This is a genomic window from Neobacillus sp. DHD-1R (genome assembly GCF_057747995.1).
On record NZ_CM173232.1, the window covers coordinates 604585 to 628039 of the forward strand.

The 23455-nt window shown below is 40.6% G+C and carries 22 protein-coding genes; 14 read left to right on the top strand and 8 right to left on the bottom strand.

Features of this window, described 5'->3' with window-relative positions:
- The first annotated feature begins 41 nt into the window (after positions 1 to 41).
- From AC3ANL_RS02850 to rbsK, 7 genes are all read left to right on the top strand, one after another.
- On the top strand, positions 42 to 1058 hold the full coding sequence (locus AC3ANL_RS02850; protein WP_488327775.1) for a LacI family DNA-binding transcriptional regulator: 1017 nt from the start codon (positions 42 to 44) through the stop codon (positions 1056 to 1058).
- 15 nt (positions 1059 to 1073) lie between these two features.
- Complete coding sequence (locus AC3ANL_RS02855) at positions 1074 to 1985, top strand: nucleoside hydrolase (protein WP_488327776.1); 912 nt, start codon at positions 1074 to 1076, stop codon at positions 1983 to 1985.
- A 150-nt stretch (positions 1986 to 2135) separates the two neighbouring features.
- Entirely contained in the window at positions 2136 to 2726 is a 591-nt protein-coding gene (locus tag AC3ANL_RS02860) for an ECF transporter S component (protein ID WP_488327777.1), read from the top strand.
- A gap of 24 nt (positions 2727 to 2750) precedes the next feature.
- The gene (locus AC3ANL_RS02865; protein ID WP_488327778.1) at positions 2751 to 3503 is read left to right on the top strand and encodes an energy-coupling factor transporter transmembrane component T; all 753 of its coding nucleotides are present in this window, start codon (positions 2751 to 2753) and stop codon (positions 3501 to 3503) included.
- Positions 3500 to 4372, top strand: a complete 873-nt coding sequence (locus tag AC3ANL_RS02870) for an energy-coupling factor ABC transporter ATP-binding protein (protein WP_488327779.1) — start codon at positions 3500 to 3502, stop codon at positions 4370 to 4372. The genes AC3ANL_RS02865 and AC3ANL_RS02870 overlap by 4 nt, the downstream gene beginning before the upstream one ends.
- Positions 4360 to 5172 (top strand): energy-coupling factor ABC transporter ATP-binding protein, encoded by an 813-nt coding sequence (locus tag AC3ANL_RS02875; RefSeq protein ID WP_488327780.1) that lies wholly within the window; start codon positions 4360 to 4362, stop codon positions 5170 to 5172. The genes AC3ANL_RS02870 and AC3ANL_RS02875 overlap by 13 nt, the downstream gene beginning before the upstream one ends.
- A 22-nt stretch (positions 5173 to 5194) precedes the next feature.
- Positions 5195 to 6088 (top strand): ribokinase, encoded by an 894-nt coding sequence (gene rbsK, locus AC3ANL_RS02880; protein ID WP_488327781.1) that lies wholly within the window; start codon positions 5195 to 5197, stop codon positions 6086 to 6088.
- Between the two features lie 47 nt (positions 6089 to 6135).
- Here the strand turns inward: rbsK and AC3ANL_RS02885 are convergent, their stop codons facing one another.
- The gene (locus AC3ANL_RS02885; protein WP_488327782.1) at positions 6136 to 6333 is read right to left on the bottom strand and encodes a hypothetical protein; all 198 of its coding nucleotides are present in this window, start codon (positions 6331 to 6333) and stop codon (positions 6136 to 6138) included.
- Between the two features lie 221 nt (positions 6334 to 6554).
- Between AC3ANL_RS02885 and AC3ANL_RS02890 the strand changes: the two genes are divergently transcribed.
- Positions 6555 to 7316: a uracil-DNA glycosylase family protein gene (locus AC3ANL_RS02890; RefSeq protein ID WP_488327783.1), complete on the top strand. Its 762-nt coding sequence runs from the start codon at positions 6555 to 6557 to the stop codon at positions 7314 to 7316.
- A 28-nt stretch (positions 7317 to 7344) separates the two neighbouring features.
- Here the strand turns inward: AC3ANL_RS02890 and AC3ANL_RS02895 are convergent, their stop codons facing one another.
- Positions 7345 to 7977: a restriction endonuclease gene (locus AC3ANL_RS02895; RefSeq protein WP_488327784.1), complete on the bottom strand. Its 633-nt coding sequence runs from the start codon at positions 7975 to 7977 to the stop codon at positions 7345 to 7347.
- A gap of 472 nt (positions 7978 to 8449) precedes the next feature.
- On the opposite strand from AC3ANL_RS02895, the gene AC3ANL_RS02900 reads away from it, so the two are divergent.
- The 3 genes from AC3ANL_RS02900 (at position 8450) to AC3ANL_RS02910 (ending at position 11885) form a co-directional block, all read left to right on the top strand.
- A complete protein-coding gene (locus AC3ANL_RS02900; RefSeq protein ID WP_488327785.1) occupies positions 8450 to 8884 on the top strand; it encodes a cupredoxin domain-containing protein in 435 nt (144 codons plus the stop codon).
- Between the two features lie 112 nt (positions 8885 to 8996).
- A complete protein-coding gene (locus AC3ANL_RS02905) occupies positions 8997 to 10715 on the top strand; it encodes an outer membrane protein assembly factor BamB family protein (protein ID WP_488327786.1) in 1719 nt (572 codons plus the stop codon).
- A gap of 57 nt (positions 10716 to 10772) precedes the next feature.
- Entirely contained in the window at positions 10773 to 11885 is a 1113-nt protein-coding gene (locus tag AC3ANL_RS02910; protein WP_488327787.1) for an Ig-like domain-containing protein, read from the top strand.
- Positions 11886 to 11992: 107 nt separating this feature from the next.
- Here the strand turns inward: AC3ANL_RS02910 and AC3ANL_RS02915 are convergent, their stop codons facing one another.
- The 3 genes from AC3ANL_RS02915 to garR form a co-directional block, all read right to left on the bottom strand.
- The gene (locus AC3ANL_RS02915; protein ID WP_488327788.1) at positions 11993 to 13312 is read right to left on the bottom strand and encodes a gluconate:H+ symporter; all 1320 of its coding nucleotides are present in this window, start codon (positions 13310 to 13312) and stop codon (positions 11993 to 11995) included.
- A 160-nt stretch (positions 13313 to 13472) separates the two neighbouring features.
- Positions 13473 to 14909, bottom strand: coding sequence for a four-carbon acid sugar kinase family protein (locus tag AC3ANL_RS02920; RefSeq protein ID WP_488329647.1), 1437 nt, complete (start codon positions 14907 to 14909; stop codon positions 13473 to 13475).
- Positions 14910 to 14912: 3 nt separating this feature from the next.
- On the bottom strand, positions 14913 to 15806 hold the full coding sequence (garR, locus tag AC3ANL_RS02925; protein WP_488327789.1) for a 2-hydroxy-3-oxopropionate reductase: 894 nt from the start codon (positions 15804 to 15806) through the stop codon (positions 14913 to 14915).
- A gap of 231 nt (positions 15807 to 16037) precedes the next feature.
- On the opposite strand from garR, the gene AC3ANL_RS02930 reads away from it, so the two are divergent.
- From AC3ANL_RS02930 to AC3ANL_RS02940, 3 genes are all read left to right on the top strand, one after another.
- Entirely contained in the window at positions 16038 to 16664 is a 627-nt protein-coding gene (locus AC3ANL_RS02930) for a GntR family transcriptional regulator (RefSeq protein WP_488327790.1), read from the top strand.
- 583 nt (positions 16665 to 17247) lie between these two features.
- A complete protein-coding gene (locus AC3ANL_RS02935; RefSeq protein ID WP_488327791.1) occupies positions 17248 to 18048 on the top strand; it encodes a prohibitin family protein in 801 nt (266 codons plus the stop codon).
- A gap of 361 nt (positions 18049 to 18409) precedes the next feature.
- Positions 18410 to 20602 carry a transglycosylase domain-containing protein gene (locus AC3ANL_RS02940; protein WP_488327792.1) on the top strand — a complete coding sequence of 731 codons (2193 nt, stop codon included), beginning with the start codon at positions 18410 to 18412 and terminating at the stop codon, positions 20600 to 20602.
- A gap of 179 nt (positions 20603 to 20781) precedes the next feature.
- On the opposite strand, the gene AC3ANL_RS02945 is transcribed toward AC3ANL_RS02940, so the two are convergent.
- The 3 genes from AC3ANL_RS02945 to AC3ANL_RS02955 form a co-directional block, all read right to left on the bottom strand.
- Positions 20782 to 20994: a spore germination protein gene (locus AC3ANL_RS02945; protein WP_488327793.1), complete on the bottom strand. Its 213-nt coding sequence runs from the start codon at positions 20992 to 20994 to the stop codon at positions 20782 to 20784.
- Between the two features lie 183 nt (positions 20995 to 21177).
- A complete protein-coding gene (locus AC3ANL_RS02950) occupies positions 21178 to 21861 on the bottom strand; it encodes a hypothetical protein (protein WP_488327794.1) in 684 nt (227 codons plus the stop codon).
- Positions 21862 to 21872: 11 nt separating this feature from the next.
- Entirely contained in the window at positions 21873 to 23111 is a 1239-nt protein-coding gene (locus AC3ANL_RS02955; protein ID WP_488327795.1) for a YHYH domain-containing protein, read from the bottom strand.
- Positions 23112 to 23455 lie beyond the last annotated feature (344 nt).

The following is a 23455-nucleotide window of genomic DNA, read 5'->3' on the forward strand; positions in this document are numbered from 1 at the left end:
TTCAGAAAACGTTTTCTTAAATCCGAATATGGGGTTTTGCTATGACGATAACCATAAAAGATATTGCCAGAAAGGCGAATGTTTCAATTACCACAGTCTCGCGTGTGATTAATCAAAAGAGTGAGGGGATTGGGGAGTCCACCCGCAAAAAGGTGCTGGACATTATTGAAGAGCTAGATTATCGGCCTAATACGATTGCTAGAAGTATGATTACGAAACAAACCAATACCATTGGATTAATTATTCCGGATATTAGAAACCCTTTTTTCCCCGAGCTGGTTAGAGGTGTGGAGGATTTTGCTAATAAACATGCCTACAATGTCTTTTTGTGTAATACCGATGGAGACCCGAAACGAGAATTAACGTATGTAAGTTTAATGAAGGAAAAAAATGTCGATGGCATCATTTTTACCTATTCTAGTGCTGAAACCATTCCGCAGCTAGAAGAAATTGCGCGAGAGAAGAATATTCCGATCGTCTTACTGGACCGCGGGGTAGATGACCAAACGTTTAGTGGTGTTTCGATTCATAACGAAAAAGCGGGCTATCTAGCAACCAAACATTTACTGGATCTTTCTCATACAAAAATCGGTTGTATAACGGGGCCGGCGCATTTTCCAAACTCGAAGGCCCGGTTGAATGGATATATGAGGGCTCTAGGAGAAGCGGGTATTCCCTTCAATCAAGATCTTATCCTAGCTGCTGACTACCAAATGGATGGGGGATACCGGGCAGCTAAAACCTTATTGGCCAATAAGGACATTACAGCGATTTTTGCCTTTAACGATTTAATGGCCTTTGGTGTGTATCAGGCAGCAGTTGAATTAGGGATTACCATACCAGATAATCTATCGGTAGTTGGCTTTGACAATATTAAATATAACCAGTTATTAAACCCTAAGTTAACGACCATTGAGCAATCCGTTTACGAAATGGGCGAAATCTCAGCCCAAATCTTATTTGAACAAATCACTCAAGGAGGTGATGTTAAAAACAAAACGTTGTATCTTGAACCATCACTGATTTTGCGCGAAAGTACTAGAAAACTTGAAAACTAAAAAAAGGAGAACGACATGTCCAAACCCATTATTATTGATTGCGATCCTGGAATTGATGATGCACTAGCAATCCTTTTAGCCATCTCATCAGATGAACTGGATCTAAAACTGATTACCACATGTGCAGGTAATCAAACGAGTGAAAAGATCACGACAAACGCCTTAAAGCTAGTCAGTTTTGTTGGAGAGGAAATTGAAGTTGCGAGGGGGGCGGCAGGACCGTTGCTTCATGAATTGGTACTTGCAGATGTAGCCCACGGTGATTCAGGTTTTGGGGGAGTCGAGTTAGGTGCACCGCATTATTCAGTGAGCAGCCGCTCTGCACTAGAAGCGATGAGCGAGACGATTCTCCAATCGCCGGAAAAAGTAACCATTGTTGCGATTGGACCACTTACCAATATTGCTCTATTGATTAAGTCCTATCCAGAGGTCATCGGGAACATTGACCAATTATCGATTATGGGTGGGGCATGTGATGGCGGCAATCGTACTCCAGTAGCAGAATTCAATATTTATGTAGACCCAGATGCAGCAAAAATTGTTTTTAACTCAGGAATTCCGATTACGATGTTTGGCTTAGATGTTACCAATAAAATCCCGATGTATAAAGAGGATATTGATCGTATTCGCTTTATTGGTAATAAAACCGGAAAAGCAGTGGCCAGCATGCTCGATTTTTATTTTCGCGATGGTCGTGCCGATGCCATGCATGACCCGTGTGCAGTGGCCAACCTGATTGATCCTTCCTTATTTACCTTCATCCCTTGTAATGTCGAAATTGAGACAAAGGGTGAGTTCACTAGAGGGCAAACTGTAGTGGATAAGAAGGGGCGAACAGGTAATCCCAAGAATGTCACTGTAGCCTTTGATGTGGACCGCGACAGGATTCTTGATTTACTCTACACTGCCATTGAAAAATTAACATAACCCGTCCTAGTCCTTTACCTGCACCTTTTGACCAACTCCTTTGTTCCACACATGTGAAAAATTGAATTCATCCGTCCTAGTTTTTCAGATTTCCATCCATTTACTCCTATGTTTTTACTAAAAAAACTTAACCCAGGGGGAATATATTTTATGAAAAAAGGTCTGAAGTACGATTTTACGCTGATTGCGATTTTACTTATTCCGATTGGCGTGGCGATTAATGTAGTCATTTCACAGCTTGTTCAAGTATTGCGCATCCCCTTATATTTAGATGCGATCGGCACGATGCTGGTTGCCATGATTGCCGGCCCATGGGTTGGTATGGTTACCGGAGGGCTTACGAACGTTATTAAATCAATCTTTTCTCCAACGGAATTGCCATTTGCGATTGTATCGATGGTGATTGGATTGGTAGTAGGTTATTTTTCTATCAAAAAAATGTTTACAAGCGTTGGAAAAACCATCATTGTCGGCGTTATTTTAACCTTTATTGTCATTATTGTGAGTACACCGATTAGTGTCATCTTGTTTGGCGGTTCAACTGGTGACTCCTCTTCTGCGGTAAGAGCTATTTTCCTAGCTTCTGGTCAAGGTATATGGAAATCCGTTTTTTCTTCCAATCTTATTATTGAGAGCATTGATAAAATTCTATCGCTGCTCATCACGTATACAATTGTGAAAAAGATGTCTGACCGCTACTTATCCAAGCATAATTATGGTCAAAACTTTTTAGATTCCTAGTTTATGATAATGAGAGGGTTTGCCATGAAGGAAAAATCCAACAATTTACTTCTTGATCTTTATCCAACAACCAAGTTTTTGATTACGCTATTTATTATTGTTTCCGTCTTTATTGTAAAAGGGTATTGGTATGGCTATTTAATGGTACCCTTATGCCTGCTGCTTGCTTTATATGCAGGAGTTTTTAAAGAATTACTCGGCTTGTTGATTAAGACGCTTCTCGTCTTGTGTACATTTATCTTTTTAATCCAAAGTTTCTTCTATCCGGGTGACACCATCCTGTGGAGCTGGAGTTTCCTTTCGGTGCGACAAGAAGGGATTGATTTCAGTTTACTGCTTACCTCTAGAATTACAGCCATCGGGTCAGCCTTGCTGCTATTTTTCCGGATCACTTCCGTTAAGGACATTGTCTATTCGTTAGAACGTTTGGGTCTTCCGTCCAAAGTAACGTATGTCGTTTTATCAACCCTGACGATTATCCCTGAAATGAAGAAGTTATCGTTAACCATCATGGATGCCCAAAAAACGCGCGGCGTGGAAACAGAAGGCAATTTACGTGTGCGGGCTAAAGCGTTTCTGCCCACCTTGACCCCGCTTATTTTAACATCAGTCGCCAGCACCGAAGAACGGGCCATTACCTTAGAGGCACGGGCCTTTACGGCACCTGTCAAAAAAACAAGCCTATACAGGATTGAAAAAACTACAAAGGACACTGTTGTAAGAATCCTATTACTCTTTTTACTTATTGTCATCATTGTCTGGAGGATTGCTTTATGAGTTTTATTCAACTGAAGAATGTATCTTATAAGTACCCGGTCGGGAAAGTCGATGTGTTAAAGGACGTCAATGTAGAAATTGAAAAGGGCGGTTTTTACGCGTTAATTGGGGCCAATGGCAGTGGGAAGACGACCTTTTGTAACGTATTACGCGGGTTTGTTCCCCACTTTTACAAAGGTGATTTACGCGGTGATGTGCTAATCGACGGCAAGGATATTCGTGAATGGGATATGGGAGAGCTCGCGCAGAAGATCGGTTTTGTTTTTCAAAATCCTTTTACACAAATCAGTGGAGTTAAAGAAACGGTCTTTGAGGAAATTGCTTTTGGGCTTGAGAATTTAGGGATAGACGTGGATGTGATTATTCAGAAGGTTGAGGAAGTGATCGGCCTTCTGGGGATTGATTATTTACGAGAAAAAAATCCGCAGGAGCTTTCGGGCGGCCAGAAGCAGCGTGTTGCCCTGGCATCGATTATCGTGATGGAGCCGGAAATCTTAGTGATTGACGAACCTACGTCACAACTAGACCCTCGTGGGACGGAGGACATTTTTAAAATAATCGAATTGATGAAGCTGAAAGGAAAAACGATCATTTTAGCCGAGCACAAAATTGAATTAATTGCGGAAAAGGCTGAAAAGATCCTTGTTTTCAAAGATGGCGAAGTGGTCATGCAAGGAGCGGTCGAAGAGATTCTTACGAATCAACGCGTGCAGGAATACGGTGCAGCACTGCCGCAATATGCCTTATTGGGTCTTGAAATGAAGAAGCGGAACTGGGAAGTGGGGCAGATCCCACTGACGGAACAGCAGGCGATTGATACGGTAAAAGGATTGATCCATGCGAAGGGGGGACAAATATGTCATTCTTAACGCTGGATAATGTTAGCTTTCGTTACCCTAATGGCTATAAAGCAGTGGAAAATGTAAACATGTCGTTTGCGAAAGGGGAAGCTGTTGCGATTGTAGGGCAAAACGGAGCTGGAAAAACAACAACGGTAAAATTAATGAACGGTCTATTAAAGCCGGAATCTGGCAATGTCATCATTGATGGCTGGAATACAAAAGACTATACGACCGCCCAAATCTCGCGAAAAGTGGGGTATGTGTTTCAAAATCCGGACGATCAAATTTTTCATAGTGATGTGTACAGTGAAATTGAATTTGCCCCTAAGCGGCTGGGGCTGCCGCCTGAAAAAATCAAAGACAATGTGGAAAAAGTGGCTGAACTTACGGGGATTGTCCCTTACTTAAAGGAACACCCCTATAATTTACCTTTTTCGATGCGGAAATTTGTGACGATCGCCTCTGTGCTGGCGATGGAGTCGAATGTGATTATTTTGGATGAACCGACAGCCGGCCAGGATTTACTGGCGATGGACCGATTAGGGTCGATTATTCGTACGTTAGTCAGAGAAGGAAAAACGGTGATCACGATTACCCATGATATGGAATTTGTCGTAAATCATTTTGAGCGTGTCATTGTCATGGCCAATCGCCGGAAGATCTCAGAAGGGAATAAACGAGACATCTTTTGGGATTTTGATGTGCTAGAAGAGAGCATGCTCAAGCAGCCGCATATTAGCCGTGTCAGCCGTGCACTGCAATTAGAAGAGAAGGTCTTGTCCATTGATGAGATGATGAATCATTTACAGCAAGTAAATAATTGGTAGAATTAAGCTTGAGGTGGGTTCTTTGAGTAAAATACTAGTCATTGGGAGCTTGAATATGGATTTAGTTACCCATGTTCCACATCTCCCGTATCCTGGTGAAACCATTAGCAGTACGAAGTTTCAACAAAATCCTGGCGGGAAAGGGGCCAATCAAGCTGTTGCGGCCGCGAAACTAGGAGGCAATGTCGCCATGGTCGGCCGGGTAGGATCTGATGATCATGGTCAAGTGCTCTTAAATCAATTAAAACTAGCCGGTGTCGATGTCACGAGAATACGGCAAGAAGGCGTGACAGGAATGGCGTTTATTAATGTCAGTCAAGAGGGAGAAAATCAGATTGTCTTAGTTCCCGGTGCCAATTATCAAGTGAGTCGTGCGGATATCGACCGTTCCATCCCATTGATTAAAGAGAGTGAGTTTATTATCTTGCAGTTAGAAATTCCGCTGGACGTGGTGGAATACATCTTGACCCTTGCTGCTGAGCATCAGAAGAAAGTGATTTTAAATCCGGCACCAGGTCAACGGTTATCTGCGGAGATGCTGCGCATGGTTCATACTTTGATACCGAATGAAACGGAATTGCAGCTGCTGACTGGGATGCCCGCGGGTACCACGGAAGACATTGCCGAAGCGGCTCTTTTCCTAAAGTCATTAGGCGTAGCTAGAATCATTGTGACGATGGGGGAAAAGGGTTCCTATTTACTTAATGATGAATGCCAAGTTCATATCCCGGCTAGGGAAGTGATCCCAGTTGACACAACAGCAGCGGGCGATGCGTATATTGCCGCCTTTGTTGTCGGGCTAACCAACGGGATGGGCGACTTGGAGGCAGCAGAATTTGCAACGAAAGTATCGGCTATCGTTGTCACACGAGAAGGGGCCCAGCCGGCATTGCCAACGTTAGCGGAAACGGAATAAGGGAAACAGGAGGGACGGTACTTGAGACCGTCCCTCCTGTTTTCCTTTTATCGGATCGTTTCTTTTTTATCAAGATAGTGATCATACATTTCTAAACTCTCCAGCAGTTCGTGTTTATACACTAATAAGGCTTTTCTGATTAACGGATTATAGTTTTGGCTCGCAAGTTCGTTGTTACATTCTATTAATTCCTTGTTCTTAACCGTTTGCAGCTCGATAAAAATACTTCCCAGGTCTCTCCCCATATGAACAACCTCCAACACTATATGATTTCTATTCTATGTTTATAGGATGGACAAATTTTTGAATAGTTATACCCTTAAAAAAGCAGGGAACGTCCAGTAAATTAGTATCATTAGTAGGCACTTATATAGGGTACTCAGGATAGGTGAATTTAAAGTGGGTTCAAGTTTAATAGGGGATGAGGTATACTAAATTCGACCTATATAAGAAAGAAGGGTTGAAGATGTCTAAGTTTTTAGCGGCTATTTCCATTCATCCATCCTGGCAGGAATTTTTTACTAATCCACATGTTTTACAAGAGTTGGAACAGATTGAACAAATGGTAGGAACTCAATATACGCCGGAGGAATCCTTCGTGCTGCGTTTTGCCACTACCGATTTAACCAAGGTGATTTGTATGTGGTTAGGAAGAGATCCATATCCACAAAAAGGCGTAGCCACAGGACGGAGCTTTGAAGTCAGTGGGGTTTCCTCGTGGTTTGATAAGCGGGTAAACAGTTCATTTAAAAACATTATTAAACTCATTCATAAGTCTTCAAACAATCGAGTGGAAGGGGCTTCTATTGAAGAAGTACGGAAAGAGATTGAAAAGGGCCAGTTCCGGATCCCGCCGCCAAATGAGGCCTTTTCGTATTGGGAAGAGCAGGGTGTACTGTTTTTAAACACCGCTTTCACATGTGAAGTTGGCGGAATCGAACAATCAGGGAGCCATGTGAAGATATGGAAGAAGTTTTTCTCCCTGTTACTGGAGTATATTGTCTCTCATAACCCGACCATTCGCTATGCGTTATGGGGAGAAGCACGTAAATATGGAAAAACACTTCAGAAGTTAGGCGTAAAAGAGGAATTTCTCTACAAAAGCAAGCATCCTTCCACCAATGGGGATCAGGGAGGGTATCAGCGAGATACGTCCTTCTTAATGAATCCGATTTTCTATGAGACCCAAGATTTGATGCAGTGGTTATATGAAGCAGAGGCAGAATAAGCCGTCTGCTTTTTTTGAGAGATTAAATTCAACTTATGTTTTTCAATTTTTCCTTTTTCCACTTCCCCACTTTATCCACAACGTGTAGACGATTCCACATTCTCATTTTACACATTTCAGCGAATTCCTTTGCTTTGGGCGTATAGTAGCTGGTTGTAATGAATAGTGTATCAGAGCACCCATAAAACTCTTTGCCGCCATTCAATTTAATAATATCTGCATTTCCAACACTATTTCCCTTTGCCCATCGCTTACATTGAACGGCGATCTTTTCACCATTCCTAGGATCCTTCATCACAATGTCCACTCCATGATCTCCAGAACCTCCAATTAATTCCGGGCTAAAGCCTTTATCTTTAAAATATAAGTAAATTAGTCTTTCAAAATCATTACCAGCTAAACTATCAATATTAGCATTAAGGAGTTGCACATCATTATTAATTTTATTTATGGTTTTACCTTTGTTTCCACTTTTAGGAATATCAACAACTTTCTTGACGGGTATAAATAAGCCAATTATCGAAGTAATTATAAAAGGAGTGATCAGAGCTGCAAGTAGATAGGGCCAGTCTAACCTTTTTAATAGAACATTGGATAGGTAATAAAATAGAAGAATAAAATATATAATACTTTTGATCATTTTCTTTTTTCTTTTAGTCACTTCTTTTTCTCCTCTTCGAATTCCCATTTAACATAGGATTATATTGTTAATGTGTGGCCTGTCACGCCCCTTTTATGCTTTCAGACCTTGTTAAGCCATAGATTTGTCTTTTTCTATATTGGATTCAGCGAGTTAGCACATATATTATTGAATATCGGTTAAAGGAGAACGTTTGTTTAACTGACCTCCGCTTGTATCCTGTTGTATCTCAATCATTTTATTTTGGAAAAATTATTTTCAGGTTCTCGATTCTGCTTTCAAATAATGAGGATACAAGGTGCTTGGCGCTAATCTTATTTTGGGATATTTCGATAGGATGACCTTTAGGGACTCATAATTTATGAATTGAGTTCATATATTACAATATCCCTCTTGAAAGCGTTTTTTTTCAATGGTTCTAAAAAGAGGTGGTAACATTTTCGTGGTCTTTATTAGATAAGGACGAGTTATTTTTTACAGGAGGAATGTTTTCATGAAAAAAACTTTTATTGCTTTATGCTCTATTCTACTATTATCTGTTTGTTTAGCAGGTTGCAGCTCCAATGATCGTCAATCAGCAGAAAAAGAGGTAGTAAAAGTGCAACAGCCTAAAGAAGATACAGTCAAAAAAGAGGAAAAGCCAGCGGAAGTGACGCCTACAGGAAAGACAGTAGAAGTGACGGTTCATGCGAAAAGTTTTGATTTTGATGTGAAAGAGATCAAGGCACATGTGGGAGATACCGTAAAAATTACGTTAGCAAATGATGACGGTGCTCATGGTCTGGGCATTGATGCCTATGGTGTTGATCTTAAGGGAGGAGAAACAAAAGAATTTTTGGCGGACAAAACAGGATCATTCGACTTCTATTGTTCTCTCATGTGTGGTGTAGGACACGATAAAATGGCAGGAAAATTAATTGTAGAATAATTATTCATGTTTCTTACTTTATAGAAACTTAGACTTGTAAAAATGTAAACGTTTACGGATTGAGGTTGAGCTCGATGAGATGGATTTAATTAATAGTCGAGGAGGAAATTTTATGAATAAAAAGGTTAAAATCGGTTCGGCACTTTTAACTGCTGCTCTTATCTTAAGCGCTTGCCAAGAGCAGGATTCAAAAGAAAAACCAAAAGATTCGGTACCAACAGTGAAAGAAGTGAAATATGGAAACTTTGCAACGTATGGATACGATTACGGATTATCGCGACATGTGCCATTTGCGCAAATCACAAAAGATAATGTCAAAGATTTAGGCCTTGTATGGAGTAAAAAATTTAAAGAATTAAATAGTAAAATTCCAAACGGAAACCAAAGTTTTCCTCTTGTTATAGATGGAGTGGCCTATGTCACAACTAGTCAAAACTACGTATTTGCCTTCGATGCCCTGACAGGAAAAACGATTTGGGAATGGCAGCCGCCCCAAGAGGTGTTAGATAAAATTGTGAATACGGGTATGGCTGGTACCAATCGGGGAGTTTCTTATGGTGATGGAAAAGTATACATGACTACTGCGGATAATGGCGTCGTTTCCATTGATGCTAAAACAGGAAAAACCGTCAAATTTGTGCATCTAAGTGATTTTCATCCTGATATAACAGCTGAAAATGGTTACTATGAATCTTCCGTTCCTGTTTTTTACAAAGGCAAACTATTAATCGGAAGTGCGGGTTCGGATAATGGTGTTCGTGGATTCTTCACCGTATTTAATGCAGACGATTTAACTCCTGCATGGGATGAACCATTCTGGACAGTGCCGCCTAAGGGCGAAGATTGGTTGAAGGATGGAATATTTGGCGGTGGGGGAACTGTTTGGATGCCTGCCAGTGTGGATGAGGAAACAGACACCATTTATGTATCTGTTGCCAATCCTGCTCCTGATTTTTACGGTGAAAATCGTCCAGGTGCCAACCCTCACACCAATTCTGTCCTAGCTTTAGATCTCAATACAGGTAAATTGCTTTGGGCACAGCAACAATTATCTCATGATTTATGGGATTATGATACGGCGGATTCCCCAGACGTTGTAAAAGCAACCGTTGGAGGAAAAGAACGTAAAGTGGTCCTAGTCGGAACAAAAGGGGCCGAATGGTTTGCCTATGACGCAAAAACCGGTGAACCGATCTATAAAAATGTGGCATTCGGTAAGATTGATCATCCAAAACCAACATCAGAAGGCGTAATGGTTTATCCTGGAGTATTAGGCGGACAAAACTATGCACCTGATACGTTTGACCCTGAAAGCAACCTAACCTTAATTCCATCTATTGAACAACCTGGTCTTTATAAATCGGCTAAAAACGAACAGGAAGCGAAAACAGGTTTGTTTTTTGGAGCAAATGCAATGGGTACATCCTTTGCAGCTCCAACGGACATCCCAGCATTTGGTCGTATTACGGCCATTGATTTAAATGATGGGAAGATTAAATACCAAATCAAAACAGATGACCCAATGCGCGGTGGTTTGACAAGTACCAAAACAGGTCTTAGCTTCTATGGTGAATTAGGCGGTAAAGTTAAAGCCATTGAAACAGCAACAGGTAAAGAACTATGGTCTTTCCAAACAACAGGAAAAACGATTTCGGCAGCACCAAGTATTTTCGAAAAAGACGGCAAAACATATGTGATGATTACCAGTGCAGGGAATGATCCACAAATCTTTGTCTTTGGCTTAGACGGCGATAAAACACAAGCAGCAAATGCCGCTGGAGCTGGTACAAATGAGAATCCGCATGATAAAAAGAAAGATGACAAGAAATAAGAACAAAAAATAAAGGCAGAGACTCTCTGTCTTTATTTTTTAGATAAGGAGATTTTGATGAAGCGGAAAATTTATCTATTATTCCTAATGGCTGTTGGCATTTTCCTTGTTACTGCGTGCAGTGAACAAACCAAAACAGCGGGGCGGTCCGCTGCTCCTGTTCAGGTTTCCATGGAACTTGATAAAACGGATTTCACTGTTGTCAACTGGAAAGTGGATAATAGCCACACGGAACATGTAACAGGAAAAATTACGGTTAATCAAATCCCTGTTTCGGGAGCAAAGGTGCAAATTTCAAACAAGCGAATCATGGAAACAAACCAAGATGGAAAGTTTTTTCTTTCAGTCAATCGAAATGTTTTGGATGATAAAACCGTTCATGTCATAAATGTGAATCAAGCAAAAGTAAAGGGAAAATCCATTGATGATCAAAAAACAAAAAAAAGGTTGTTAGCCTTAGAAAAAAAAGTTGTTGTTCATTATCCGATCCAAATTGACAAAGTCATGACAAACGAAAAAGATAAACAATTAGTAGATGTTCATGCCCATGTCATTTTAAATAACGGCGAAAACTATCCTAATTTTACCCCGGATAAATACAAAGTCGGAGGAACCGTAAGGGATGCTGATGGCAATCCCGTGGAAGGGGCTACCGTTAATTTACGTCGTGATGGAGTAGAAGGATTCAGTATGTCCGAGCCAAGTGATAAAAACGGGCAATTTACCATGTATTATCTCCCGGAAGATGATGAAGACCATTATTTTTATGTTCATTATCAAAATAAAAATTATACCCTGCCTCCTAAAAAGGTCTATCAATTCCCTGAAGATATCAGTGTGAATATTGATGTTGTACTTCCCAAAGTGGGAACGATTATTGATGACAAACCACCTACTTTGGTGACAACGGTTGCCTCAGGTGCTCTTTATAAAGGGACGCTAATTGGAGTGAATGTAAAAGTTCCCTACACCATTACCATCCCGAATAAAAATGGTGAATTCGTGTTAACTTTGCCAAAAACCGAATGGGATCAACATCCTACTTTCTTTGAAACCAACTATAAGAACTTCCTTCTAGAAGATATCAAATCAAGTGACATCATCGATTCAACCTTTATCCCGAAACCGAAAGAAGAGGAGCCTGGAAGTATCGAGGCGGATGGGTTATAGTGGGGTCAAACCCCCAGTCAGCACTAGGCGCACCTAAAACCCCTCTCTTAAATAAAGAGAGGGGTACTTTCTTTACTGCATTAAAGCAGTGGGGGTCTGACCCCTTATTATAGGAACATATTAATAATTAACACACCGGCAAGTCCAACGAGGGATGCGATCGTTACCATTACGGACCAGGTACGAATGGTTTTACCGATGGTTAGGTTGAAGTATTCTTTGTAAATCCAGAAGCCGGCATCGTTTACGTGTGAGAAGGTCATGCTTCCTGCACCAGTTGCTAATACCATAAGTTCTGGGCTTACGTGTGCAGATGCCACGAGTGGTGCCGCAATACCGGCTGCTGTTAATCCGGCAACGGTAGCGGAACCTAAGACGACACGTAAGATTGCCGCGATTAACCAGGCTAGGATTAACGGCGACATGGTAGAGCCTTCCATCAAATGGGCCACATATTTATCAACATGACTGTCGATAAGAACTTGTTTAAAGGCACCGCCGGCACCAATGATTAATAAGATCATTGCGATGCTGCTGATTGATTCTGTAATCGAGTTCATGACTTCCGGCATTTTTTTACCTCTATTTAAACCAAAGGTAAAGATCGCGACAATAACGGCGATTAATAAGGCGACACCAGGATTTCCTAAAAATTTAGCCGCTGGAATAAGCGATGATTCAGGCATCGTGATTTCCACAATGGCTTGGAATGCAATCAAAATAACAGGAATAAGAGCCGTAAATACACTAATCCCAAATCCAGGCATTTCTTCTTCTGTAAATTGCTTAGGATTAAAAAGTCCTTTTGGAACTTTTACTTCTAACTCTTCCTTTTTAAACGTCTTTGTATATAATGGTCCACTGATATAGATCGCTGGAATGGCGATCAGAATACCATATAATAAAGTTTTACCAATATTAGCACCATAAACACCAGCAACCGCTGTTGGTCCAGGGTGTGGAGGAACAAAGCCATGCATGGTAATCAAAGCCGCTATAACTGGCATCCCAATATAAAGAATTGGTACACCTGCTGTTGCTGCGATCGTGAAGACTAATGGGATTAATACGACAACACCGGTTTCAAAGAATAGCGCAATCCCAACAATAAAGGCCGTTAGGACAGCTGCAAGCTGAACACGTTTTTTTCCAAATGCGTTAACCAATGTGGCAGAGATTCGTTGTGCTCCCCCGGAATCGGCCATCAGTTTACCAAGCATACCCCCAAAACCAATAACCAGTACGAGATTGCCAAGGGTTCCGCCCAAGCCGTTTGTGACGGATGTCATCGCTTCAATCGGGGTCATTCCCTCCATAACTCCGACAAGTAATCCAACAATAACTAATGAGATGAAAGCGTTTAATTTAAAGACGACCATTAATAATAGCAATAGGGCTACCCCTATACAAATATAAACGATTGGCATGTTTCTCCCTCTTTCCCCTTTGAAGGTAAGGATATCCCCAATAGGGGTCTGACCCCACGTTTAACACTCAATCTATTCGCTTATTAAAAAAGTGTAGTGAAATGTTAAGGTGGTGGGGTCTGACCCCATTGCTTTGGGCATCCTTTATTTATAATTTGAATTACTTATTACTTAAAATCTCAACGACAGCTTTTAAATCAGTTACCGTTCCCACATTGCCTGGAAAAATGACATAGGACATGCCTGGATACTTACTTTCTTCCCCAGTTCTCCAGACAGGAATTCCTGGTCTAATTTGACCTGCAACGGTTGCTCTTTTAACTTTTAGGCCTTTTGTGCCGACGTCACTAGAGGTAATGCCCCCTTTGGCGACAAGAAAATTCGGTTTCACTTGTAATCTCGTTACAATGCTTGTCACCGCATCAGAAATAGCAACGGACAATTTTAGCTCTTCTTCTTTTTTATTTTCCCCAAGGTCGAGCCGTTCTCTGCTCGTATAAACAGCAACGGTTTTACCCGAACGAATCAATGATTCTGTTGTTTCTACCACGCGGTCGCATTCCGCTTTGAATTGCTCTGGTTGTAAAACTAAATGACTATTAAACTCGATAAATTCTATCGTAGTTAATTCTTTTAATTTTTCAAGCTGCTCCGTGGTCTTTTTCACATGGGAACCGATAATAACTAAGCCGCCATTCCCTGTTTCTTCTATTATTAATTCTTCTCTTGTTAAGAGTGCTTTATCACTGACACCGCCAATGACCTTAGGAAGGGCAGCCGCACTTCTAAACAGGAAGTTCTTACCAGCATTGATGGCTTGTACTAATGCAGCCGTGAATATCTTAACATCGACTTCGTCGACGGCATTCACTACTACTTTATTAAAATCGTTTACTTGAAGGAGCTGTTCGGTAATGGAACGGATCTCCAATGCACGTAATTGTTCAAGAGAAATATATAAGGTATTTTTAGCAAGATATTCACCATTCGATTTTTCTTCAATCCATTCACCTAAATGAGAGCTAGAATAACCGAAGGTACGGTCTTTGGCAAATTCTGTTTCCCCAGCAGGGACAAGTTCCTCACCAGTTTGAACATAGTGGATATTATTGATGGTCAAACGGCCGCCTTCTTTGAAAAATGGAAGGATGACTTCACCATCCATTTTCAAGTCAGAACCTGATTCGAGCGTATCCTTTAAAACAGATGTTTCGAGTGGATAGTGGCCTCTAAGGGTTGAATCGCCACGGCTGATTATCAGGAATTCTCTATTTAACTTAGATGCTACGGTTTGAATATTGGCGGCAATCTCGCGATGAGCCTTTTCGGTTTCTTCTGCTGTAAATCCTCGGGAATTCGTTAAAATGAAAAACATTGACTGCTCTTCATTAAAGCCCTGCTCGATGCTTTCCACCGACCAATCGGTGAACACAGAAATATCATGAACAGTTTGGACACCTGTTGGATCATCATCGAGCACGATAATTTTTTTGTTTAAGCTTTTTAGTGCTTCTGCTAGTAACTGATTGACTGCTTCACGGTCCACTTCAGGGATGGTTTCTAGGTACTCTGCGGATAATCTTTTTGTTTCAGTCATCATTTACGCCTTCTTTACTTCAACATTGGCCAATTTTTCATAGTAACGAACAATGCTGCCATGATCGTCTTTTATTTTTCCATCGACCTTTAAGGCATGGAAAATTTCAAGCAACTGACTTGATAATGGAAGGGGTACGCCAATTTCATGGGCCGTATCCATTACATTGGTAATATCCTTCATATTGATGGCAATACTGCCGCCAGCCACGAAATTTCTATCCAAAATGAGTGGTACCTTGGCATCAAGAACTGCACTTCCGGCAAGTCCGCCGCGGATTGCTTGGTACATTTTTTCAATATCAATACCAGCCTTCGCAGCAAGAACAAGTGCCTCTGACATAGCGGCGATGTTAAGGTTTACAATAATTTGGTTCGCAAGCTTTGCGGTCACGCCACAGCCATTGTCGCCAACTAAAGTCACGTCTTTACCCATGCCATAAAGCACCGGTTTAACGCTTTCAAAAACATCTTCTTTACCGCCAACCATAATCGCCAATGTACCGTCAATCGCTTTCGGTTCGCCGCCGCTGACCGGTGCGTCCAACATGCCGACCCCTTGTTTAGCGGCTTCTGCTGCTAATTCCCGAGAAACTTCAGGGGTGATCGAACTCATATCGATAATGACCGAACCTGGTTTAGCCCCTGCCAAGATTCCATTTTCCCCTAAAACAACTTCTTTCACATGTTTGGAGGCTGGTAACATGGTAATAATGACATCACTGTTTGCTGCTACTTCTTTTGCGGATGGAGCAGAAACAGCGCCAGCTTCGACGACATGATGAACGGCATCTTGATTAAGATCGTTAACCGTAAGTGTAAACCCCGCCTTGATTAGGTTTAATGCCATTGGTTTCCCCATGATTCCAAGACCTATAAACCCGACTTTTTGTTCCATGAAAAATTCCCCCTCTTTGTATTGAATGCTATGAGTGAAACGATGCAATGGATGATCCAATCATCTGCAATCGCTTTCAAATATTGTTTACAAAAAATATTGTACTCGCTTTTTTTATTTTTGTATACATTTTTGTTATTTTTGTATACAAAAAATAAGATTACTGAGGTCTAATATATTTTTTTGACATGAATTTTGATAAGATAAATGTAGGTTTGAAGAGATATTGAGGTGAACAGTGTGTTAGAAAGTAATCGCTCTCGTCCTGCTTCCCATCAATCGTATGAAATCCTTCGGGATAGGATCTTAAATGGAGAACTTCCTGGCGGTACCAAAATTGTCGAGGAAAAAATCGCTGCGGAACTAGGTGTCAGTAGAACCCCAATCCGAGAATCGATTCGAAGGTTGGAGCATGAGGGACTTATTGTCAATAAACGAGTAGTCAAGCCGACCGAAAAGGACTTGCGCAATATGTTTCAAGTACGCATACTGCTGGAGGGCTACTCCGCTAAGTGTGCTGCGTCTTATTTAAAAGAAAATGAACTTCAATCATTACATCAATGTGTTGAAATTGGAAAGTCAGGAACCGTCGAGGAAATAATGGAAGCCAATGAGCGGTTTCATGAAATTATTGTGGGTGCCAGTAATAACCCAGTCATGATTGATATCATCGATCGGATGTCATCGATCATTTACCTATTTCGAAAAACAGTCGTATTCTACAACCGCCCCCATCTCATCGACGAACACGAACAAATCTACACTGCTATCAAAGCAAGAGACGGACAAAAAGCAGACATGCTAATGCAAGCACACCTCCAAGCCGACTTGGAATTTTGCTTGCATTTGTTGAATTAGGGGATCGTTGTTTTGGGATTGTTGTTTGGGGATTGTTGTTTGGGGATTGTTGGTTTGGGGTCAGACCCCCACTCAGCTAAAGTTTAAAGCAATAAAGTAGTAAAGTGTAAGGTGGAGAGCCAAGTCTCTCTGCCTTTTTGTCGTTTGATCGGTTATAGAAATCGACTTTCTTTTTAAGCGATTGGGGGTGGGAAATGATTGCTGATGTAGGTTGAAGGCATATTTAAACAAACGTTTGAGTAGTGTTGAAAAGGGGAGAAATAAGATGACTTATGGAGGTTCACCAAAATCGAATCATTTTCTGGGGAATATTGTTCTTTTTTCCGAAAAAATCTAGTCGGCCTATAGACAAATTATTTATTACAAGCTTAATAAAAAACCCTTTATAGCAAGGCTTACCTCTTAGTTAATTAAACGTTTGAATATGCTATTATAGATTGAAATTGGTCGATATTTGTTATTTTTGAAACAATAAATCAGCCCCTTTTGTATTCTCTAATGGTCTAATCGTAGTGCTATTTTCATAAAGTTAACATGATAGGCACTCTTTATTAGAAAGGAAAGGCAAAAAGGGGGAGACTGAATGCAATATCGGAAGTCTATTATCAGCGGGCTCATTGCGATTGTTATTTTAGCCATTGTCTTTTTTTCAGCTACCACAGTAGCATCAGGTTATAGAGGTATTCTTTTGCAATTAGGGGCGGTTAAACCGACCATTTTAACGGAAGGGTTCCATTTTAAGATTCCATTTATCCAAACGGTTCAACCGATTGAAGTGCGGGTACAAAAGGAAGAAAGTTCGCAAACGGCGGCCTCAAAGGATCTGCAAATGGTCACGGCCAACGTTGCCGTCAACTTTTCGGTTGATCCCGAAGCTGTCAATAAGCTCTATCAAGAAGTCGGATTGGATTATCGGTCCCGTATTGTTGACCCAGCGATTGCAGAATCACTTAAAGCCGTCACAGCCCAATACACAGCAGAAGAGTTAATTTCCAAACGTCCAGAGGTATCTGCCAAAGTGAAAGAGATGCTTGATGTAAAATTAACCAAATATTATATGATCCTAGAAGAAATCAATATTAAAGAATTTGCGTTTAGTGATGAATTTAATAAAGCGATTGAATCCAAACAAACCGCGGAACAAAATGCGTTACGCGCACAACGTGATTTAGAAAGAATCAAAATCGAAGCCGAGCAGAAAGTCGCCCAAGCCGGCGCTGAAGCTGAAGCATTACGGTTGAAAAAGCAAGAAGTCACACCAGAGCTCATCCAACTAAAACAAATCGAAGTCCAAGAAAAAGCATTAGAAAAATGGGACGGCCGCCTGCCAAGCGTAACCGGTGGAGCCACACCGTTTATCGATGTGAGTGGAGTTACGAAATAGGGGTAGGGGTGGGGGTGGGGGTCAGACCCCCACTCTTATACAGCGGTGAAGTGGAAAAGTTGACTTTTTTTAGCCGGATCTACTTGTCCCTGTGATTGCCTTTGGAAATTTCGTGTTTCATCCACTTCCACCCTAAAAAAATAGCAAGTTATCTGAGCCAGGCCGTCCGCCTGGCTTTTTAGTATTCCTTAAAAATCTGTTAGAGCCCTCATAAAGAGAAGATAGCTTACGAATTTCTATAAATAGTTTCATGTAGGAAGGTTCATTATTTTTATTTTGGGTATAACCTATTCACAAATTGTCAATTCCTCCATTCAGAACCACTTAGCGTAACTACATATATACATGGGAGAGAAGAAGTATGCCAGAAGAAATCTATCAATCTCGTGAAGAGCGAAAACAAGCTGAAAAAACAAGACAAAATAGTAATCGAATCCCGAAAAAAGGATCGTTGTTGAAAAAAGTGCTCATTGTCTGTTTGGTGCTTGGACTTGTTTCAACAGGAGCAGGAGCGATAACGTTCGCTTCGATGATTAAGGGTACGCCTAAATTAGATTCTTCTAAGCTGGTCGATCCGCTTTCAACAAAATTTTATGATAAAAACGGAAATTTTATTTATGAATACGGGAAGGAGAAGCGGACAAAAATCAAATATGAACAAGTTCCAAAAGTGCTGGAACATGCGTTTATTGCCACGGAAGATTCCCATTTTTATGAACATCATGGGATCGACATCAAACGGACGGCCAAAGCCATTTTCGTGAACTTAACCGGGGATTTCGGATCGCAAGGAGGCAGTACGATTACGCAGCAAGTGATCAAAAACTCCTTTTTATCGCCAGAGAAGACGTTAAAGCGAAAAGTGCAAGAATGGGACTTGGCGTATCAGTTGGAACAAAAATATTCCAAGCAGGAGATTTTAATGATGTATTTAAACAAAATCTACCTTGGAAACCGTTCTTATGGCGTGGCGGCGGCAGCGAAGAATTACTATGGAATTGAAGCCAATGAGTTGAAAAAATTGACGCTCGCACAGGCCGCTATGTTAGCCGGACTGCCACAGAGTCCGAATCGTTACGACCCGTCCAAGCCGGAAAACAAAGAGGCAGCCACCAAGCGCCGTAATATTGTCTTAAGTTCGATGCTGAGAGATGGTTATATTACAGAGAAACAATGGAAGGAAGCATCAAAGGTTCCAGTAACAGAAGGAATTGCAGCAAAAAACACGCAAGAAGGTATGGCTTATGAAGCATTTTTGGATGCAGCTGTGAATGAGGTAAAGGGAAAACTGAAGGATGTAGACATCAGCACGGATGGATTATCTATTTATACTACCCTGGATCCAAAAGCACAGGATTATGCAGACAAAATGATGAACACCAATGAAATTATTGCCTATCCAGATACGGATTTTCAGGGAGCATTTGTTTTTTTAGATACAAAGACAGGGGAAGTCAGGGCGATTGGAAGCGGGCGAAATGACTATAAAGCCGCATTCCTAGGGAATAACTTTGCCGTCGATCTTAATCGGCAGCCAGGCTCGGCCTTTAAGCCGATTTTTGATTATGGCCCTGCAATAGAACATTTAAAATGGTCCACTGCTCATATGATCAATGATCAGAAGACGACCTATTCAACCGGTCAATTAATTTCAAACTGGGATCATCAATATCACGGAATGCTGACGATCCGCACGGCCCTGCAAAAGTCCTACAATATCCCTGCGCTGCTCACGCTTCGAGAGGTTGGAATGGATAAGGCAAAGAACTTTGCAGAACAACTCGGCATTGACTTTAAAAATAACCAGGTCTATGAATCCTATTCGATTGGAAGTAATACCGTTAGTCCTTTAATGATGGCAGGGGCTTATAGTGCGTTTGGAAATGGTGGTAATTACAATAAACCACATTTTGTCCAAAAAGTTATTTTTCCAAATGGCAAAACGGTACAGTTTACGGGGAAATCAAAACGAGTGATGCAGGATTACACCGCCTATATGGTGACGGATATGTTACGCACCGTCGTAGATGCGGGGACCGGAACAACCGCAAACATCCCTGGACTTGATGTTGCCGGGAAAACAGGTACAACCAATTTTGATGCACAGACCCGTGCTAAATATGGATACCCGGATTCAGCGACAAATGATAGCTGGTTCGCCGGATATACACCACAGTACACTATGGCGGTATGGACCGGATATGCACAAAACGGTTCTGGTAACTATATGGCCGGAAATACGACGAAAATTTCACAGCTGATGTTTAAAGCGATGATGCAAACATTTGGAACCGATTCATCCAGTTTTCAACAGCCAAACAGTGTCTATAGCGTAAAGAACGAACTGTATATAAAAGGTGTCGGCAATGCAGAAGTACCACCAAAACCAAAACCTAGTACCAAATCAGCTCCTGAAAATGGTGGGAATAAGGCTGAAGTGAAGCAACAAAAAAAGGAATGGAAACAGCAAGGGAAAAGCAATGGAAAAGATCATGGAAAGGACCGTGGAAAAGACAAGGGAAAAGGCCATGGTAAAGGGAAGGAAAATCATTAATAGGTAAGATCGAAGTACGTGTTTTTAGATGAATCGGATTGGAAAATCCTTTATTAAAAAATGGTGTCAGATTCCTGACACCATTTTTGTTAATTAATATATTGTTTTTTTTAACTATACAAGAACCGTCCCTGTGGTGTTTTTATTTAGCGAGCCCAACAGATGTGTTTTCATATTATCTAGGAATCTTTGCTGGTGTTTTCAATATTACCGAAAGAAATACTCTTGCTTAAGATGATGCAACCATCACCAAAATTAAAATTGCCGCCGATTATGGAACTATTGGCAGTATGGCTGTTTTGAAAAGTACGACCAAAATTAATATTTGCATTATTAGAAAGAGAATGTACCTCAAATTGCCCAATATTGAATGAGAATGCCAATGCAATCACCGTCCTTACTCTAGTTTATTTTTATGAAAGAGCAGTGTTTGTCCAAATGCCTAGTAAAGGGTGTAAAAAAAGAGTGGGGGTCAGACCCCCGCTCTTATACAGCGGTGAAGCATCATAGTACAATGGTAGACAGTGCTCGACATTTTTTATGGATCATTTTCTTCTTCTATTATACAGGAGTTTCTACATTGCTTTTTTAGATGTATATTTTGAGATGGAGTCCTTCACTTTTTTCAGTTGTCTGATGTTATGAATTTCATCAAATTTTAATATTCTTCCTATACATTTAACCATGAGACTTGCTTCAGAAGATCCATTTTGAATCCAATGTACATGCTCAATCATATGGTACCTGAATGATTCCCTAAATGTGGAATCTTCTTTTATGAAAATTATCTTTTTATTAGTAGGAATCAAGTATCCATTCATTTTTCTCTGCCTTGATTGATCATACTTACAGAAAATAAGCCTTAAGGCTGTTTCGTTTGGTTCAAGCCCAATTTTAACAAGGGATTCGAATAATGGTTTGTTCCTTTTTATCTCTTTGTATTCATAATGAGATTTTTCTAGGCCTCTCCCCATCAATTTTGAAATTAAGGCATTTAATTCTCTTTCTTCTAGTTCTCTATCATCTAGGTCTCTTTGTTCAATTGGCTGACTTTCTTGTATTACAGTTTTCTTTTCTTCAATCGTGCTTTGTACAGCCACTTCTTTTGTATGTACAGCTTTTCGTTGGTGCAGGAGTTGTTCTTTTTCATTTCTGTATTGGTTTACTTTCTCTGCCGAAATTTTTACCTCTGTTTTTTTCGTTAGCATTTTTACAAATAAGTCCTCAACCTTATAACAAACTGCTTGATAAACTCCCATTCCCATCACCTTTATTTAATCATTTTCTTCGCTATATAGAATCTTCTGCCAAGCCAGCTTAATGCGATTACACCAACGCCACTAGCTGCAGCCTTTTTAGTATTGCTTTGCTTTTCTTCATATTCTTTAAGACCTAATTGGTAATAATGTTGGAATATCTCTTGGCTTTTGTTATATTTCTTTGGTGTTGTTAATGGTTCGCCTGATTTCCCCCATGCATAACCCTCATTTTGAATCTTCACTATTTCTTTATTCGATTCAAAACCTTCTTTATACCATTCTGTAAACTTTTCATTCGTTAGGTTAGGAGCTTTATATTTTAGCATTGTAAAAGCGGCTTCGTATCCTTGTTTAACGTAGTTCTCTTTTAACTCGCTTTGTCCCGTTTTATATCCCTCTTGATAGGCATTTACAAACATTTCTTCCACAGCTTTTGGAGGGGAATGAACATCCTTTTTCCCGTCAGAATAACCTACGCTAGTATATTCCTTTTTCTTTGCTTCGACTCGTTTCGATACGGCTTTATTAAATCCATCTTCAAAGGCCTTTTTCAAGCCTGCATGAGAAGCATATGTAGTAGGAATGTTGAGCTGGTCCTGTTTTTTTCCTAAAGAAGAGCCTTCATTTACGGCCTTTATTTTTGCTGCTTCAATTTTTTTCTTACCTTCTGCATATCCTTTTTCATACCCTACAGAATACCCGGTATTATAATCATATGAACCCGTCGAATTCGTCATATTGCTGGTTGCTTCTTGATATCCATCCTGAAGTCCAACGGAATATCCTGCTTTTTCGCCTTTTTGGTTATCTTGTTCCGCTTGGATGTGAGCTTTTTGTTCAGAACTATTATTGATCAATGTTCGGTCATAGCCATCAGGAGCTTCACACGGGATCCCGTCATCGACTTGACCGTTTCCCCAACCATCTAGATTTTCTGGGTCGTTTGTTGCTGAATAACCTTTTGCATTCCAATATGCAATCATATCATCGTAAGAGGCAAAGTCTGTACAATCCTTATCATTTATACTCGTGCTCTGACTCTTACTACTATTACTACTAGTGGAAGACCGGTTTGAAGTGGTTCCGCCTCCGTTGTGATAGTGATATTCTCCGGTACTAAGTCCCCAATTCCCGCAATTGGTTCGGCAAGTGTGGCCTCCATTTGAATCTGTTCGCCCTGGATGTGCAGAGGCAAACGTACCAAACATGAAGGTAAATAGTAGAGTGAAAAAAACGATTCTTTTACTCATAAATCATAGTGCTCCCCTTTATCTTTCAATCTCATAAAAAACAGTAGTGGAAATCACTACTGTTGTGTTGTTTTCTCATCTTTATATTTCCACATAATCCTGTTAATGACAAGAGGGGGTAAGACCCCCACTCGACTAAAGCGGTAAAGTACGAAGGTAGTGGGGAAGTCAGTTTTTAAGATCTTTTTAGGGTTTTTGAGGGGTAAACCTAGAATGGGTAGGCTTTATGGGCTTGGAATCCATGTGGTGTAGTGTATACATAGGATAATAAAATGGCAGATTTAAAGTCCGATAGAATCGTGTCTTGATTTTTTTAGATTAAGATTAGTGTATTTCCCTAAAAT

What these genes read in the sequence shown, in the direction of transcription:
- AC3ANL_RS02915 (WP_488327788.1), bottom strand. Translation starts at nt 13,312, where the DNA reads ATGCCAATCGTTTATATTTGTATAGGGGTAGCCCTATTGCTATTATTA.
- AC3ANL_RS02860 (WP_488327777.1), top strand. Translation starts at nt 2,136, where the DNA reads ATGAAAAAAGGTCTGAAGTACGATTTTACGCTGATTGCGATTTTACTT.
- AC3ANL_RS02865 (WP_488327778.1), top strand. Translation starts at nt 2,751, where the DNA reads ATGAAGGAAAAATCCAACAATTTACTTCTTGATCTTTATCCAACAACC.
- AC3ANL_RS02850 (WP_488327775.1), top strand. Translation starts at nt 42, where the DNA reads ATGACGATAACCATAAAAGATATTGCCAGAAAGGCGAATGTTTCAATT.
- AC3ANL_RS02875 (WP_488327780.1), top strand. Translation starts at nt 4,360, where the DNA reads ATGTCATTCTTAACGCTGGATAATGTTAGCTTTCGTTACCCTAATGGC.
- AC3ANL_RS02885 (WP_488327782.1), bottom strand. Translation starts at nt 6,333, where the DNA reads ATGGGGAGAGACCTGGGAAGTATTTTTATCGAGCTGCAAACGGTTAAG.
- garR (WP_488327789.1), bottom strand. Translation starts at nt 15,806, where the DNA reads ATGGAACAAAAAGTCGGGTTTATAGGTCTTGGAATCATGGGGAAACCA.
- AC3ANL_RS02935 (WP_488327791.1), top strand. Translation starts at nt 17,248, where the DNA reads ATGCAATATCGGAAGTCTATTATCAGCGGGCTCATTGCGATTGTTATT.
- AC3ANL_RS02855 (WP_488327776.1), top strand. Translation starts at nt 1,074, where the DNA reads ATGTCCAAACCCATTATTATTGATTGCGATCCTGGAATTGATGATGCA.
- AC3ANL_RS02870 (WP_488327779.1), top strand. Translation starts at nt 3,500, where the DNA reads ATGAGTTTTATTCAACTGAAGAATGTATCTTATAAGTACCCGGTCGGG.
- AC3ANL_RS02905 (WP_488327786.1), top strand. Translation starts at nt 8,997, where the DNA reads ATGAATAAAAAGGTTAAAATCGGTTCGGCACTTTTAACTGCTGCTCTT.
- AC3ANL_RS02940 (WP_488327792.1), top strand. Translation starts at nt 18,410, where the DNA reads ATGCCAGAAGAAATCTATCAATCTCGTGAAGAGCGAAAACAAGCTGAA.
- AC3ANL_RS02900 (WP_488327785.1), top strand. Translation starts at nt 8,450, where the DNA reads ATGAAAAAAACTTTTATTGCTTTATGCTCTATTCTACTATTATCTGTT.
- AC3ANL_RS02950 (WP_488327794.1), bottom strand. Translation starts at nt 21,861, where the DNA reads ATGGGAGTTTATCAAGCAGTTTGTTATAAGGTTGAGGACTTATTTGTA.
- AC3ANL_RS02920 (WP_488329647.1), bottom strand. Translation starts at nt 14,909, where the DNA reads ATGACTGAAACAAAAAGATTATCCGCAGAGTACCTAGAAACCATCCCT.
- AC3ANL_RS02955 (WP_488327795.1), bottom strand. Translation starts at nt 23,111, where the DNA reads ATGAGTAAAAGAATCGTTTTTTTCACTCTACTATTTACCTTCATGTTT.
- AC3ANL_RS02910 (WP_488327787.1), top strand. Translation starts at nt 10,773, where the DNA reads ATGAAGCGGAAAATTTATCTATTATTCCTAATGGCTGTTGGCATTTTC.
- AC3ANL_RS02890 (WP_488327783.1), top strand. Translation starts at nt 6,555, where the DNA reads ATGTCTAAGTTTTTAGCGGCTATTTCCATTCATCCATCCTGGCAGGAA.